General features: G+C 58.1%; 13 protein-coding genes and 3 pseudogenes. 6 read left to right on the forward strand and 10 right to left on the reverse strand.

The genetic code is table 11. From position 1 onward, the window contains the following. Nucleotides 1-8 precede the first annotated feature (8 nt). Nucleotides 9-533, reverse strand: a complete 525-nt coding sequence (locus tag E2H86_RS22060; protein ID WP_133331646.1) for an AAA family ATPase — start codon at nt 531-533, stop codon at nt 9-11. Between the two features lie 39 nt (nt 534-572). On the opposite strand from E2H86_RS22060, the pseudogene E2H86_RS22065 reads away from it, so the two are divergent. After that, nucleotides 573-701, forward strand: a pseudogene (locus E2H86_RS22065) (RidA family protein); the annotation flags it as partial. A gap of 56 nt (nt 702-757) precedes the next feature. On the opposite strand, the gene E2H86_RS22070 reads toward E2H86_RS22065, so the two are convergent. The 7 genes from E2H86_RS22070 to E2H86_RS22100 all read right to left on the reverse strand — a co-directional run bounded on the left by E2H86_RS22070 (nt 758) and on the right by E2H86_RS22100 (nt 8,783). Next, nucleotides 758-1,984, reverse strand: a complete 1,227-nt coding sequence (locus E2H86_RS22070) for a YbfB/YjiJ family MFS transporter (protein ID WP_133331647.1) — start codon at nt 1,982-1,984, stop codon at nt 758-760. A 33-nt stretch (nt 1,985-2,017) separates the two neighbouring features. Continuing rightward, entirely contained in the window at nt 2,018-2,449 is a 432-nt protein-coding gene (locus tag E2H86_RS22075) for a DoxX family protein (protein WP_133331648.1), read from the reverse strand. Nucleotides 2,450-2,617: 168 nt separating this feature from the next. After that, the gene (locus tag E2H86_RS22080) at nt 2,618-3,730 is read right to left on the reverse strand and encodes an alkene reductase (RefSeq protein ID WP_133331649.1); all 1,113 of its coding nucleotides are present in this window, start codon (nt 3,728-3,730) and stop codon (nt 2,618-2,620) included. A 156-nt stretch (nt 3,731-3,886) separates the two neighbouring features. Further along, nucleotides 3,887-4,855, reverse strand: a complete 969-nt coding sequence (locus E2H86_RS22085) for an XdhC family protein (RefSeq protein ID WP_133331650.1) — start codon at nt 4,853-4,855, stop codon at nt 3,887-3,889. A 52-nt stretch (nt 4,856-4,907) separates the two neighbouring features. Continuing rightward, complete coding sequence (locus tag E2H86_RS22090; RefSeq protein WP_133331651.1) at nt 4,908-7,127, reverse strand: xanthine dehydrogenase family protein molybdopterin-binding subunit; 2,220 nt, start codon at nt 7,125-7,127, stop codon at nt 4,908-4,910. Beyond that, nucleotides 7,120-7,593 carry a (2Fe-2S)-binding protein gene (locus E2H86_RS22095; RefSeq protein ID WP_133331652.1) on the reverse strand — a complete coding sequence of 158 codons (474 nt, stop codon included), beginning with the start codon at nt 7,591-7,593 and terminating at the stop codon, nt 7,120-7,122. Before E2H86_RS22095 ends, E2H86_RS22090 begins: the two co-directional genes overlap by 8 nt. Then, nucleotides 7,590-8,783: a cytochrome c gene (locus E2H86_RS22100; RefSeq protein ID WP_368773739.1), complete on the reverse strand. Its 1,194-nt coding sequence runs from the start codon at nt 8,781-8,783 to the stop codon at nt 7,590-7,592. The genes E2H86_RS22095 and E2H86_RS22100 overlap by 4 nt, the downstream gene beginning before the upstream one ends. A gap of 406 nt (nt 8,784-9,189) precedes the next feature. Here E2H86_RS22100 and E2H86_RS22105 point away from each other — a divergent pair, with 406 nt between their 5' ends. Beyond that, on the forward strand, nt 9,190-10,404 hold the full coding sequence (locus E2H86_RS22105) for an MFS transporter (RefSeq protein ID WP_133331654.1): 1,215 nt from the start codon (nt 9,190-9,192) through the stop codon (nt 10,402-10,404). A gap of 275 nt (nt 10,405-10,679) precedes the next feature. Here the strand turns inward: E2H86_RS22105 and E2H86_RS22115 are convergent. Beyond that, nucleotides 10,680-10,829, reverse strand: a pseudogene (locus tag E2H86_RS22115) (AraC family transcriptional regulator); the annotation flags it as partial. On the opposite strand from E2H86_RS22115, the pseudogene E2H86_RS22120 reads away from it, so the two are divergent. From E2H86_RS22120 to E2H86_RS22135, 4 genes and pseudogenes are all read left to right on the forward strand, one after another. Continuing rightward, nucleotides 10,821-11,432: pseudogene (locus E2H86_RS22120) on the forward strand (hypothetical protein); the annotation flags it as partial. The pseudogenes E2H86_RS22115 and E2H86_RS22120 overlap by 9 nt on opposite strands. Nucleotides 11,433-11,734: 302 nt before the next feature. After that, nucleotides 11,735-12,637: a LysR family transcriptional regulator gene (locus E2H86_RS22125; protein WP_133331655.1), complete on the forward strand. Its 903-nt coding sequence runs from the start codon at nt 11,735-11,737 to the stop codon at nt 12,635-12,637. A 95-nt stretch (nt 12,638-12,732) separates the two neighbouring features. Beyond that, on the forward strand, nt 12,733-13,341 hold the full coding sequence (locus E2H86_RS22130; protein WP_133331656.1) for a DsbA family protein: 609 nt from the start codon (nt 12,733-12,735) through the stop codon (nt 13,339-13,341). A 453-nt stretch (nt 13,342-13,794) separates the two neighbouring features. Then, nucleotides 13,795-14,700 (forward strand): LysR family transcriptional regulator, encoded by a 906-nt coding sequence (locus E2H86_RS22135; RefSeq protein ID WP_133331657.1) that lies wholly within the window; start codon nt 13,795-13,797, stop codon nt 14,698-14,700. Nucleotides 14,701-14,739: 39 nt separating this feature from the next. Here E2H86_RS22135 and E2H86_RS22140 read toward each other — a convergent pair whose 3' ends face one another. Then, a complete protein-coding gene (locus E2H86_RS22140; protein ID WP_133331658.1) occupies nt 14,740-15,180 on the reverse strand; it encodes a DoxX family protein in 441 nt (146 codons plus the stop codon). Nucleotides 15,181-15,244 lie beyond the last annotated feature (64 nt).

Raw genomic sequence — 15,244 nt, forward strand, 5'->3', positions numbered from 1 at the left:
TTTGCCGGTCAGCGCCAGGGGGCGATCTCATTCGCAAGAAACGTTTCGGTATCCCGATTGGACCGCAGGCATACCACGCGACAACTAGGCGGCGCCGTTGCCACGAGCCGTTTCATTGCCTCTCGAGAGGAGGATTTCGTCCGCCACATGAATCTGAAGAACGCCGGCAGGTTGGCCAGCATTTCCGGGCAGTCGTCCGGCAAGTCTGGCCGAGAACGACCGCGGTTCAGCATCGTTCTGAGGAACACTCGCCAGAATCGAAGTGGCGCTGAACGATCGATCCAGATCAACAGGTCAGCGCGCGCCAGCCGGTTATCCCACGTGGCCGAGTGCCCGCCTTCGAAGATCCAGCACTCCTGGGCCTCGACCTCATGGCAGAGGCGGGTTTTCTCCTCACGGCTGCGTTCGACCCATCCTGGCTGCCAGTGAATCGTGTCGATATGCATGACCGGCAAACCCGTGCGCTCGCCTAGCTTGCGCGCCAGGGTGCTCTTCCCAGACCCCGGCTGACCAATGATCATCACCCTTTGCATTGAAGTTCCGTTTCGACAAGCCTGCTGATTTTCGGGGGCGCGATTGTAAGGCAATGGCTGGCTCGGTCAACTGCCGTCAGGCATCCGGTCTGCACTTTGATTCCTGTGCCACGGCTGGCGCTGGATGGAATGCTCGTGGAGATCGAGGCGATGGCTGCTGGCAGCTAACCGGTAACCTGCTGCTGTGCCGACCAGTGCTGTACTCACAGCCCTGGTTTTTGCCTTCATGGGCATTTTCGCCCCGGTGTTGCCTCGCTTTCCGGCAGTGGGGGAAAACGGCGGGGGAAAGGGGGACAGACTAATATCAGGTCGAGCAGCAGAGCCAGAATCAATGCACCTGCAGCGACGCTAAACAGCACGCCATGATGGCCGTTGCTGCTTGCGAATAGCGCTGAGTAACCATATCCCGCAATGGCTTGGAAGCTTGCGAAAGCAACTGTAGCGCGGCTCCAAGTCGCGTTTTGCTGGGTATACCCCTCTACCAGATCGTGCACTCGAGCAAGGACCAGAGGAACGATCCCTGGTGGGAATGAACCTATGAGCAATGCTGCTGCTCCTAGCAGGCGCAGATCATGGGTCTCAATCAGTACACCTACGGCGATAAGTTGGGCAATCAGGACGATCCGAATGCCTGTCCGAGCGCCCAAATGATCCGCCAACAGCCCATAAAGCACGGGACCTGCAATGGCACCGATACCGTACAGGCCCCACATCAAAGCTCCTGCATGGGTTCCTGCACCAAGACCGCGGCTAACGTAGTCCACCAAGAACATCATGGGTGCAACCAGCGCAGTCGCCATCAAAGCGTACTGTCCAAACAAAACCGTTACGGCGGATGAAGTGGCAGCTTTAGGTGTGGTCGGTGTCGCTTGATGGTGAGGATGATCGGCCGGCCACCCCGCCCAGCTGCTAACAGTGAGCGCGAAGGAGAGGGCCGCTAAGCCAAGCCAGGTTTGCTGAAGCCCTTTGGCCAACAGCCAAGGAACCAGGCTTGCGGCTCCTGCGATTCCCAATCCGATACCAAGGAAAATCGCACCACTTGCAAGGCCCCTTCGGTTGGCAGCTACATGGGGCAGGATAGCAGTTGCTGCCAGCACCATGATCACGCCACCGGCGATGCCCGAAAGCAGACGCCAGAAGAAGAACCAACCCACCGACAGCGGCCAGGCGCAGCCAAGGAATGCCAAGCTGACCATGACCATCATGACACGCAGCACGGTTGCGCTTGACCATCTGGCGGCCATTGGCCGACCAATCAAAGCTCCAATCAGGTAGCCAGCTAGGTTTGCAGCGCCAAGGAAAACGACTGCAGAGCTGGCAAACCAATGGGCTTCAATAAGTGCCGGGATGAGTGGTGTATAAGCGAATCGCGCCAATCCGATGCCGACCAGGCTGGCACAGAGACCAGCCCAAATCGGAAGCCAGGGGGCACGTTGTTTGGATGTAGTCATGACTTCCCCCTGCGCTGTTCGCGGCGTGAAAGGTTAGACGCGATTGAGTTGGGCTTTCGCAGCCCGAGCTTTGATGTTGGCCACCAGCGCATCGAGGCTCAGCGCACCGCCGCCAAAAGCTGCGATCTGCAACAAGCCGCCGGCAATGGAAATGTTCTTAAAGAAGTTAATGAATTGGCCTTGATCAGCCAGGTTGTTATGGAAAGCGAACGCTGCCATTACCGTGAATAGAGCCATGCCCACAGCGACAATGCGCGTTTGAAAACCAATGATCAACAGTGTGGCGAGACCAAGTTCCACACCAAGTGCGGCCAAGTAGCTCAGCAATGGGAAAGGCAAACCACTTGATTCGATGTAAGCAATTGTTCCCTCTGGTGAGGCCAGCTTGCTGAAGCCGCTAAGCAAGAAAAGAACAGCCAACAATACGCGGCCGGCTACTGCAGTGGTATATTTCAGAGGGTTCATTTTATTGCTCCTAATTTAAAGTCTGCCGAAGTGGCTTGCGATGGAGAAATCATAAGTGCAGAGCAACTTGGCAACAATATGAGCACTTTCGATTTTACTGTTCCAAAATTAGGGACAATTGGCCCCGTACAGAACTGGCTGGGGCATCCAGCCAGTCTGTCGATCTAGTTACGCGTGTACGGGGTAGTCGATGTAGCCGCGTTCGTCGCCACCGAAGAAGGTGGTTGGATCAGGGGTATTGAGTTCCAAACCGTCTCGAATCCGGCGTGGTAGATCCGGGTTGGCCAAGAACGGTCGACCGAAGGCCACAACGTCCGCGCGTCCTTCTCGAATCGCTTTCTCCGCAGAGGCCGCGTCATAACCGCCTGCGATGATCAACACACCGTTCCAGGCGTCACGCAGCTTCAAGATGATTTCATCCCAGCGCGGGTCGAAGTTTTCGTCCTTCACCGTGCCGACGACGGCAGGCTCTACGAGGTGCAGATACGCCAGTCCATAGCGGTTCAACGACTCCACGATGTAGGTGAAGGTCTCGATGGGGGTGTCGTCTCCCATGCCCATGAAACGTCCCATCGGGGTGAGACGCACACCGACGCGTTCTGCACCGATCTCTTGCGCAACGGCCTGAACGACCGCTAGGAGCAGGCGCGCCCGATTCTGATAAGTACCACCGTATGGATCATTGCGCTTGTTGCTGTTGCTGTTGATGAATTGGTCGAGCAGATAGCCATTGCCTGCATGGATTTCCACGCCGTCCATACCGGCCTCGATGGCATTGAGCGCGGCGATGCGGTAGTCATCAATGATTGCGGCGATTTCTTCGGTTTCCAGCGCGCGCGGTGCCGGCACATCTCCCCACACCCCGTTACCATGTTCGTCGACAATGAAGGTCTTGCCAGGCGCTGCGATGGCACTCGGTGCCACAGGCAGAGCGTTATCCAGCTGGAAGCTGGGATGCGAAACGCGGCCAACGTGCCAAAGTTGCATGAAGATGCGTCCATCGAGTTGGTGAACTTCATCGCTCACACGTTTCCAGGCCTGAATCTGTTCAGGGGTATGAATACCCGGAGTCCACGCGTAACCTTGTCCCTGTTGAGAGATTTGCGTGGCCTCGGTAATGATTAGAGCCGCGCTTGCCCGCTGGCCATAATATTCCGCAGCCATTGGTGTTGGGACATCCCCAGGTTGACCAGCGCGAGACCGGGTCAACGGAGCCATCGCAATGCGATGAGGAAGTTCTAACGCGCCAACACGTATGGGATTGAACAGATTGCTGGTCATTACTCAGTTCCTTTTGAAGTAAATTCAATAAATTCAAGAGGTGAAGCATCGTTGCTTCTGTTTGATGAAGTTAGGTTAATACCCAGACCGAAAATTGTTAATCCGCAAAACCGGAGCAAGTGCATTGCGCAACTCGCAAAACTTGGGAACTCTGCCCTAAAGCGCAGTACGAGCTTTACCTCTATAAACCCGCAGCACGTCAGCCATGACTGACAAGGCGATCTCGGCTGGGGTCCTGGAACCGATATCCAAGCCTATGGGCATGTGCAAACGGCCTACGTCCGTAGACGACAGGCCGCCGATTCGCCGCAACCTTTCTGCTCGCTTCTCCGAAGTACGTTTAGAACCCATTGCACCGATATAAAAGGCCGGGGTGTGCACAGCTTCCATCAAGGCGAGGTCATCGATTTTCGGGTCATGGGTGAGCGCAACGACGGCTGTCGCAGCGTGGCAACCTCCATTGGCGATGTACAGCGAGGGCAACAGCGGAATCAGGGGTACCCCTTCGATTGGCATTTCGGCCGCTTCCTCCCGCGGATCGCAGGCAATCACTTCGAACCCGAGGGCTTTGGCGAACTGACCACAGGCCTGGGCGACGGGTGACATGCCGGCAAGTAGCAGACGAAGTGCAGGACCTAGGCTAATTTCCAGACGGCTTCCACGCCGAGCCACGGCGTCGGCTCCGTCAGCGTAACGCCGGGAGCTGAACAGGCCGCTTTCAAGTTCGATTATCCTCGTCAGCCGGTGCTGCCCACGTATCGCGTCGAGCAACTTGTTCAGGTGAGCCTTCCATTCCGGTGTCGGTCCTCGATGCTCGACCAACACATCCAAGCTGCCGCCACAGGGAAGTTGCAGGCGGCTACGCTCTTCAGCGGTACGTCCGTAACTGACAACCTGGGCGGGGGCCGCGTGCTCGCCACGGCCCAGCGCTTGGAGGAATTCTTCTTCGACGCATCCACCCGATAACGAGCCGCAGTGCGCGCCGGACTGTGTGGCCACCAGCATTGCACCAGGCGATCTCGGCGCCGAACCGAAGGTGGACAGCACGGTGCACAACCACAGGCTTTGCCCTTCGTCAGCCCAGGCCAGTGCTTGCTCGAGTACCCTCACATCAAGATGCTGCATCTGCCATTACCTCTTTAAGCACTTGATAGAACGTCGGCGACCTACTCATTGCTCAGGCCTTGCGGGTAAGTGGTAACGCAAACCGGCGGTGGCCGGTGGCATTGGCCACAGCATTACCCAGCGCCGCCGCCATCGGGCCTTGGACGATTTCGGCTGCGCCCAGGAACGGCTGGCCAGGCTGATCGATCATGTGTACTTCTACGTGCTTGGGAAGCTGCGGGAACCGCAGGATCGGGTAGCCGCTCCAGTCGTAGCTGCGCACCCCACCGGCGTCGTAACTAACTGCCTCGTAAAGCGTCCAACTGCTCGACTGGACGATACCGCCTTCGACCTGATTTCGAAGTCCATCGGGGTTGACGATCTGACCCACGTCTACTGCGGTGATCACCCGCTGGATCTCGATCTCGCCGGTTTGCGGATGCACCTGGATTTCCACAGCCACCGCGCAGTAGCCCATGATGTTTTTGTAGCGAGCGAAGCCCATGCCGATGCCGGCTCCCGGAGCCGGTGACCGACGTGGCCAGCCGAATTCGTCCCTGGTCCGTTCGATCACCGCGCGGGCCCTCGGATCGGTTAGGTGGCTGAGGCGGAACGCGACGGCATCAACACCCGCCTGATCTGCCAGCTCGTCCACGCAGGCCTCGATGGCGAAGACATTGATATGCGCCCCCAGCGAGCGCATCGCCGAGGTCCGGAACGGCATCTGGGTGATGAAGTTCATGTCGATACTAGCCGCACCGGTTTCGTACAGCGGGATCGCGTTGCGGTCGCCATCCCCCTCGGGCTGGGCAATCGGAACGGAGGGCATCGAGGTGAACGGGCGAGCGAGCATCCGCGCCGGCACCAGGCGTCCGGCGTTGGTGATGCGCTCGTTGTGCGGGGTGGTCCACAACTCGTACTTCCAGTCATTGATCCGCCCGTCACTGCCCAGGCTGGCTTGCAGCTCGGTGAGCATGGCCGAGCTGTAGGGTTCCCAAAGGTTTTCCTGTTCGCGCATCCATTGAACTCGCACGGGTACACCTGGCATGCGCACGGCGATGAGAGCCGCATCGGCCGCGGCGTCATCGGCGCCGTTGTGTCCGTAGCATCCCGAGCCTTCGGCGTGGATGCAGCGTACGGCGGCGGGCGGCAGGCCGACCATTTCGGCGATACCGGCACGCAGCGGGAACACTCCCTGGGTGTGGGTCCACACCGTTAGCATGCCGTCTTTGAACCAAGCTATCGAACAGGAGGGGCCGATGGAGCCATGCATCAGGTACTGCTTGGTGACCCGCGCTCTATACGTCTTGCCGCTTGAAGGGGCTGGGGTCCCCTCATGCTTGATGGGATAGCGCTTGGACTGCAACTTGGGCAGCAGTTGGTGAATCACGGCTTGGTCCGGGATCACGTCGCCACCGGCCCACGTCGCTGCCTCGTAGCCGGCGCGCATGGCTTTGATCGCTTGCCACTCATCTTTCGCTACCACTGCGAGGTAATTGCCGTCCCGGATGACCTTGACCACACCTGGTAGGCGTTCGATGGCGGGCATATCAAAGCCGGTGAGCTGGCTGCCAGGGCGCGGCGGTCTGATCACGCGGGCATGGACCATGCCCGGCAAACGCATGTCTTGGACGAACGCTGCGGCGCCGGTGACCTTTGCAGGAATGTCGAGCCGCTGCACCGCATGGCCGATAAGCTTGAACTGTTCAGGTGAAAAGTCTGGTGACTTGGCCTGGGCATACTGATGGAGGTCCACCCCAGTCACAGCGTCGGCATAGCTCATGCGTGCCCCAGACGGCGCGGTAATCATCGCATCCCCCGTTTTCAGCGATGCGACGTCCAAGCCCCACTGTCGAGCGGCAGACTCCATCAGCATCTGGCGAACCTGTGCAGCCGCGTTGAATAGCGCCGTGCCGCTGTCGAAAATTGTATGGCTGCCAGCCGTGTAGCCTTCGTTAGGGGTCAGGGCCGTATCCGCCGTTAGGAAGTTAACCGCAGCTGGCGCAACGTCCAGCCGCTCCGCTGCGATCTGCAGCAGCGCAGTCTTCACCCCGGTGCCCAGCTCTACCTTGCCGGTGTAAACCGTGATGCCATCGGCACCGACCTTAATCCAGGCGTCGAGATAGGGGTTGGTGCGCAGGCTACCCGGCAGGCCCGGGGCCAGCACCACGGTACCGAGCGTGTCCACCTCCGTATCGGCGAACGCCTTGCGGGCTGCCGGCATCAGTGTGAAGGCCATCAGCAGGCTGCTGCCCTGAAGGAAGGCGCGACGTCCGAATTCGCTTTTAGCCATGGATACCACCGTTTTCAATGACGCGTGTGATGGCTTCGATGATCCGCAGGTGAGTACCGCAGCGGCACAGGTTCGTGGCCATGTGCGCACGCAGCGTGGCCTGGTCGGGCCGGGGGTTTTTCTCAAGCAACGCTTGGGCCCGCATGATCATCCCGGCGATGCAGTAACCGCACTGGGCAGCCTGGGTATCGATGAACGCCTGCTGCAAGGGGCCGGGGTGCTCGGCCGTGCCCAAGCTCTCGACCGTGCGCACCTTGCGACCTTCCAGGCCCGCGCAGGGGGTCACGCAGGAAAACACCGGCTTGTCGTCGACGATGACAGTGCAGGCGCCGCACTGACCCAGTCCGCAACCGTACTTGGCGCCGTTGAGCTCGAGCTGGTTGCGCAGGGCATAGAGCAACGGCATGTCCGGGTCGATATCCAGGCTGTGTACCTGGCCGTTTACATTGAGAGTCACGTTGCTCATGGGGTCTCCTGGCGCAGCGCCTGAATGGTTGCATCTACATCCCGCCACGGTTTGTCCGGGCTCGCCTGATGGCGGATGAACTCGGCCAGGGCGGTGAGCTGCTGATCGGTCAGGCTCGCGGCGAACGGCGGCATGGCTGGACCCGGCTCGCCGGGCGTAGGCGCGATGCCTTCCAGCACTGTCTTGATGAAGTTGCGTGGTTTATCGGCCTGGACCGCTGACGTGGCGGTCAGTGCCGGCCTGCCGTCGATCGCGCGCATGGGCGCCGCGCCGCCGTGGCAGCCGGCACAGGCGCCTTGGAACAGATCATGGCCCAGACGAGCTGACTCAGCGGTTAGCGTGCTGCTGGCGCGGATAGGGATCGGCTTGGCATCGCTCGCGGGCAGGCTCAGCAAGTACTCCGCGATGGCATCGACATCGGCCTGTGGCAGACGAGCGAGCTCCTGACTGACCGGGCGCATTGGACCGGCCGGGGTGCCATGGTTGTCTACAACCTTGGCCTGCAGGTACTCCACCAGTTGTGCCTGCGACCAAGGTGTCTGGCGGCTCGCCAGACCAAGCAAGGATGGGGCTTCCCATCCGTCGACCACCCCGCCGGAAAGCGCCTGGCTGTCTTTCTCAGCGCCAAGGAAATTCAAGGGCGTATGGCACCCGCCACAGTGCCCCGCGCCTTCGACCAGATAGCGCCCGCGGTTCCACTGTTGCGAATGCTGCGCTGCCGGCTCGAATGGCGCCGTGTGCAGGAACATCAAGTTCCAGCCTGAGACCAGCGGGCGAATGTTCATGGGGAACTTCATGCGATTGGGGGTCGCCGGCTCGTATACAGGCGGGCCACTTCTCAGATACGCATAGGCATCGGCCAGGTCGTCGTCGCTGAGCAGACGATAGTGTTTGTAGGGGAAGGCAGGGTAGAGAAAATGGCCGTCTCTGGAGATGCCTTCGCGCATGGCACGTACAAATGCATCGAACGGCCACTTGCCTATGCCGGTCGTGGCGTCCGGGGTAATGTTGGTGCTGTAGAGCGTGCCGAACGGCGTCACCAATGGCAGGCCACCTGCGAGGTACTTGCCGCCTGGGCGCGTATGACACACTGCACAATCGCCGGCTGTCACCACTTCGGCGCCGCGAGCGATTTGCGCCGGATCGAATTCAATAGGCTTGTCGATCGGGTCGATCGCAGGGCGCCACATCAGCCCGAACGCTAAGGCCAGCCCTCCCACCCCGAGCGCAACAGCTGCAGATAACCAAAGTTTTTTACGTGCCATTGATACCCACCTCGCTCTTTGCTGAGAGCGACGACTGACGCCCAAAGCTGCAGGGGCTTGAGATGGCGGACGCCAATCGAGCCGAACTCATCGAAGATCTCCTCATCTTCAACCTCGGCTTATCGGGCGCCGATTAGTTGAAGGCGTGAGCCTAGAGGAGCACGACTTATAGGGGTATAGGTACATCGCGCAACGAAGCTTTGCTCATCACGCAACGCTGTCAGTTTTGCGCAACTTGCATAACTTTTTTGCTGGAAGTTCGTATTCTCATGGCTGTGCCTCACGCATAGGCTTGTTCCTGAACTTTCTCAACCCATTCGGAGATGTCGCCATGTCAGCGAGCAGCCCTGAAGTAATTGCTTCACCGTCGGTGCATGCCGATACAGTCCCGACACTTTCTAAAGCGTTGGTCATCTTTCTCGCGTTTTGCTGTGGCGCTGTAGTCGCCAACCTGTACTACGCACAGCCCATCGTTGAGCTGATTGCCCCAAGCATTGGCCTTTCGCCTGAACATGCCAGCTTGATCGTATCGTTGACCCAATTCGGCTATGCCGCTGGACTGCTGTTCTTGGTTCCACTGGCCGATCTGATGGAAAACAAGCGTCTGGTAATCGGCTTCACCCTGGTGGTAGGCGCGTTCCTCGCAGCAGCAGGTTTCGCTGACTCGCCGTCGCTGTTCCTGATTGCCTCGCTGATGATCGGACTGACTTCTGTCGCTGTGCAGATCCTGGTGCCGCTGGCCGCTCACATGGCGCCTGAGAGCAGTCGAGGCCGAGTGGTCGGTAACATCATGAGTGGTCTGTTGCTCGGAATCCTGCTGGCTCGCCCTGTTTCAAGCCTGGTGTCGGAGTATGTGGGCTGGAGGGGCGTGTTCTTCAGTGCCGCCGTGCTGATGGTCGTTATCGCTGCACTGGTGGCGGCACTACTGCCTAAGCGCATGCCGAATCATCACACCACCTACGCCCGCTTGATTGGTTCCGTCTTCGGCCTGGCTAAGCAATATGCTGTGCTACGTGAGCGTTCTCTGTATCAGGGGTTACTGTTTGCAAGCTTCAGCTTCTTCTGGACTGTCGTACCGATCGAGTTGATCCGTCACTACGGCTTTACCCAGAACGGTGTAGCGCTCTTCGCTCTTGTGGGTGCCGTGGGCGCCATTGCAGCCCCGATCGCAGGGCGTCTGGCTGATGCAGGTCATGGTCACGTAAGTACACTGGTAGCCTTGGTCATGGCACCGGCTGCGTTGCTCGTCGCCGGGATCCCCGGGCTGGGTTATCTAGGCTTGGTCGCTGCGGCGATCGCTCTGGATTTCGCCGTGCAAATGAACATGGTCCTTGGCCAGCGTGAAGTCTACGCCCTGGACCCCAACAGCCGGGCACGTCTGAACGCAGTGTTCATGACCAGCATCTTTGTCGGTGGTGCATTGGGTTCGATGGTCGCGAGCCCACTCTATGAGAGCTTTGGCTGGGCGACTACCGCTTACGCTGCTGCAGCGATCCCCGGCTTGGCACTTGTGATCTTCCTCGCGAAGCACGTCGGTAAGCGTTGATCCGAACCATAGAGGAAAAAAACCGCGATCACCTCGAGCATGAAGGCACTAGGTGTCGCGGCCCAAAGGGAGGACGTATCGGATTGATCAGGCGGATTTTGAATTGGGGAAGAACCTGCCCAGTCAGACTTGAAGCTCAGGAGTCATCACGACCGATACGAAACCCTGCGACGTGAAGCTTGCCAGGCAGGGTGAAACCTGGCGCATTCAGCACATCGTGGTGGACAACGTCTGGCGGACGGGAGAACCCCACTCCTCGCCGGTATTTGATCTGATCAGGCCCTTGAAACTTTACTCTCGTGCTGAATGCGCGCAGCGTCTCGTGAGGGCGGTAGCCCGAAGACTTTTGCGTAATCTCGGCTGAACTGGGTGCTGCTTTCATACCCGACTTCAAAGGCAGCCGCAGTGACGCTTCTGGCGTTGGCTGGGACGTGGTGCCGACCGACTGCCTGGCTCTGCATGTCGCAGCCAGGGTTGAACAACCCCAATCGTTGAACGTGGCGCTGCAAGTGGCAGGCCCCATGTCTCGCGGCTCGGCATCAAGCGTGAGTGAGATCATCGGCGCAGGGGTTCTGGCGCGTATTGAAGGGGAACTCGTGGCAGTCCCCGACCAGCCTCCCCGCGAGTTTGATTTTGGCGCTGGCCCAAAGCTGTGTGTGCCATTGTCATTCGGGGATCTGGTTACGGGCTGGCGCTCCACAGGTATTCCTAACATAGCCGTGTATGTGCACATCCCGGATGCCGCCTTTCCCGAGGGCGACCTCTCGCTATTGTCGGAAGGCCCGAGTGAAGAGCAGCGTCTGGCGCATCGAGCATTGGCCGTGGCCGAGGTCGTGGATGGAGATAGCGGTGTGGCCCGCTCGGTGATCGAGACCGTCAACGGGTACACCTACACACCGCTGGCGGCGGTTGAGGCGGCTCGCCGAGTGCTGAGCGGGGAACGGCGCGCAGGTTTTGAAACCCCGGCACACCTGCTCGGCGTCGGTTTCGCCGAAACCGTTGCCGATACAACAATCACCGATTTCTAGCCAGAGTTGGGCAGCCGAGCGAATGCTGCCCTGACGTGATCAATCGAAAAACAACGACTAAGGGGCGACTTTGGGCGATCAGGCATTGAGAGATAAGGGTCATCGCGCCCGCTTAAAATACGCGAACACCATGGCCCTTAATGCTGGACTTCGGAAGGTGAGTTAGCCGGACGCTTACGCTCCAGCGACAGCACGGCTGTCATATCTCGAAGCCAAGCAAATGGCTATGATTGGAACTGCCTGCCCCGTTGACCGATGGCGACAGTGGCTTTCTTCTCTGGATCATCAGCTGAGTCGAATACATGGATAAGTTTCTCGCGTTGAGCATGTTCGTAGAGACCGTGCGTTGCGGAGGGTACTCTGCAGCAGCGCGAAAGCTAGGCGTGGCAACTTCGTCTGTAGCACGGCAGGTCGCTGCTTTGGAGGCGGATCTTGGCACGACACTCATTACGCGTAGCACACGCCAGAACAGCCCTACCGATCTTGGCCAGGCCTATTTCGATCACGCCGTCACCATCCTCGACGCTCTCGCTGCCGCGGATAGCATGGTTACCGACAGGGGAAGTGAAGCGAAAGGCAAGCTGCGGGTTAGCGTTCCAGTGGAATTTGGTCGGCGCTTGATTTCGCCGCACCTTGGGCGTTTCCTAGCTGCCCATCCTGAACTGGAAGTGAGCCTGAACCTTAGCGATGAAATGGTCGACCTGTATAAGGATCGGATAGATCTAACGGTCCGACTCGGCTCAACCGTTTCCAGCGAAGAGGTAATCTGCACGACGGTTGGTCATTTTCAGCGTTGGTTAGTGGCCAGCCCTGCCTACCTGGAACAGCATGGCGCCCCAACGCAACCTAGTGAGTTATTGGATCACTCGTGCATGCGCTTCGATTACGGAGGTCCTATGAGGGACTGGCATTTTGAAGTCGAAGACGAGACGGTACCCGTGGCGGTACAAGGCCGAATGCAAAGCAATAATGCCGACATCCTCAGACAGGCGGCAGTCGCAGGGCAGGGCGTGGCGCTGTTAGCGGATTGGCTGGTTGCAGAGGATGTGCAACATGGACGGCTGACCCGCTTGATGCCTGAGTATGAGGTGAATCCAACGTCCGTGAATTCCTCCATCAATATTATTTACCTGCCTATAAATCGCGAGTCCACCCGTATTCGGGTCTTCGCGCAATTCATGAAAGAGTTACTGAATATTGCATAGCAGCTGACGCAATGCTCTATTGCGTGACGTGGGACTTCTGCTGTCTTGAATAACTCCTTACCCTTAAGGTGAATAAATCCTTCAGGGTATCGAGCATGGATACTTCACCCATATTAGCGTTTGAGTTTCTCGATCCTTGGGGTTGGGTTGCGGTGCGTCGGCTTGCGATAGCGATGAACCAGGCCGGAAAGGCTTATGACGTTACTTTCCAACCGTGTCGGTCTTTTCTGAGCCGAACAGCAGTAGGGATGTCGTACGCTGATTTCTTGGAGCGCCGCTTCGGCACACAAGCTCTGATCCACCAGTCTCTCGTGACGACCGAGATGCAAAAGCTGGGAATTGAGCCTGCTTTTAGCAAAATCCGCAGCGTTCCTGATACCCGTCCCGCCCTTGCTGCCGTGTTGTGGCTGCAGCGAAATGAGAGACCAGCCGAGGCATTCGTGCAACGAGTTTACGAGGCTTTGTATTGCTGCGGTGAGGACATCGGTGATGATGCTGTTATTGAAAAGCTACTGAGCCAGGAAGCAGTGGCTTTTCGCGACATCAAGTCCTTCCTGCTTAGTGACTCATTTGGTGGCGAGCTTCAGGAAACCGAAACCTCAGTCGCAGGTTGGGCCGGGCGAGTGATTCCCTCCTTTCGCATTAACGGCACTGTTGTCTTCGGCGCGCAGACTCCAGGTGTTCTGGCACCCATGTTTGCCTAGGCCCTGTACGAAAAGAGATGTCGCAAACACCGCATGGAGCAAGCCAGTGAGACCATCGCGGCAGAAGCTTTGCTCGAAGCGGTCGAAGAGGCGACTCGAGGTTCTGATCACAGAGCACACAGCTCCTTTGAATGCGCCTCGGAGCACAGTTTTTCAAGAGTTCTGGCTGCTAGCTAAATACGCTCTAGGCTCACCTTTCCTCTGAGAGCCTGGAATGTCTAGCTTCCGCATCCTTCTTGTTTCTGCTGCGCTGTTAAGCGCGAATGTCTTGTGAGCACACGTCAGTGACTGGTTGAGAATGCCGTTGACCCCGAACGTATGCAGACCTCGTTCAACGCCTTTGTCGTGGATACCGGCATTCTCTGCGGTATGGGTGACATTCTGAAGTGCGTACCGAATATGGACAATTAGGCAAAAACAAGAATCATTGATTCAAAAAAAAGGGACAATTAAGTGGACCGATTTGAATGCATGCGGACCTTCATAGCCACCGTTGACGCCAGCGGATTCACGGCGGCGGCGAGGATTCTTCATGTACCGCGCTCGAAGGTCAGTAAACAAATTCAGGCGCTGGAAGAAGCACTCGGGGTGCAGCTGCTGCATCGCACGACCCGCAGCCTGCACCTGACAGAAGCAGGCTGCGAATACTACGAAGCGTGTCGAGAAGTGGTGGCTTCGTTGGATGAGGCGGAGCAACGAGCACGGAGTGGACTGGCGCAAGTCCAAGGCGTATTACGGGTGAACGCTCCGATGTCCTTCGGTCTATGCCGTCTGGGCCCGCTGCTCCCTCAATTTCATGCGCTCTATCCGAAGGTAGAGCTGCAGCTTGTGCTGAGTGATCAGCAGGTCGATCCTATCAAGGGCGGCTTCGACGTCACGATCCGCATCGCGAGTCTCGCTGACTCCTCCCTAGTAGCCAAGCAGCTCTCTCCCGCACCGAGGGTACTGGTTGCTTCACCAGGTTATTTAGCTCAGCACGGCTTTCCTGAAACGCCTAAGGACTTGGCCTGCCACCAATGCCTCAATTATGGGTATCTGCAGAGCGGCGCTAGCTTGCAACTGAGCAACGGAAAAGAAATCCAGCGTGTTCACGTGACCGGACCGCTGCACGCCAACAATGGCGATTTGCTTGCGCAGGGTGCAGAGGCGGATATGGGTATTGCCTTGTTGCCGTTGTTTATCGTGGACAAGGCGTTGGCCGAGGGGAGGTTGGTTCAGGTGCTGAAAGATTGGGAAGCCCCGCCTATTTCAATTCATGCGGTTTATCCCACAGCTCGACGGGTCCCGCTCAAGACACGGGCATTCTTGGACTTTCTCGCCGCTGAGCTCCGGATTCCGGAGACTGCAGCGGTATCTTAGGTATGACTTTTGTGACGTAAAGACGACTGCACCTGACGGTCAGACAATCTTGGGTTTTGGAGTAAAGGCCGGTGCCTTGAAAACCCACGCACCTGGCCCGGTGATAGCCAAACCGGCAAACAATACAGTGTATAACCAGGCGAATTGTGCTTCCTCCAACGTCCATCCCGGATGCACCATTAAGAGAGCAACACCGAGGACGGCCAAGACAGGGAGACAAGCAAGGCGTGCAAATATGCCGAGTATCAGCAAGATGGGGCAGAGCACTTCAGCGAAGACTGCCATGGCCAACGTCAACGTCGGACCTAGACCAAACGGATCCTCGATACGCTGCAGCTCTGTGCTCCAGTTCAGCAACTTGGGCAACCCGTGGATCTGCAGAAGTAAAAGGGCGGCAGAGACGCGAAGAAAAAGCAGCCCGAGTGGCACCGATATACCTGCGAAGGAGCTCTCTTTCTGCGCGAGTTCAGACTTAGACATTGAGAATAAACCTCTATCGTGACGATGACGTCTTGGATCACCGTTAAAAAATGGGCGATTGCCT

Origin of the sequence: Pseudomonas putida, from assembly GCF_004357765.1 — a bacterium.
GTDB classification, from domain to species: Bacteria; Pseudomonadota; Gammaproteobacteria; order Pseudomonadales; family Pseudomonadaceae; genus Aquipseudomonas; species Aquipseudomonas putida_U.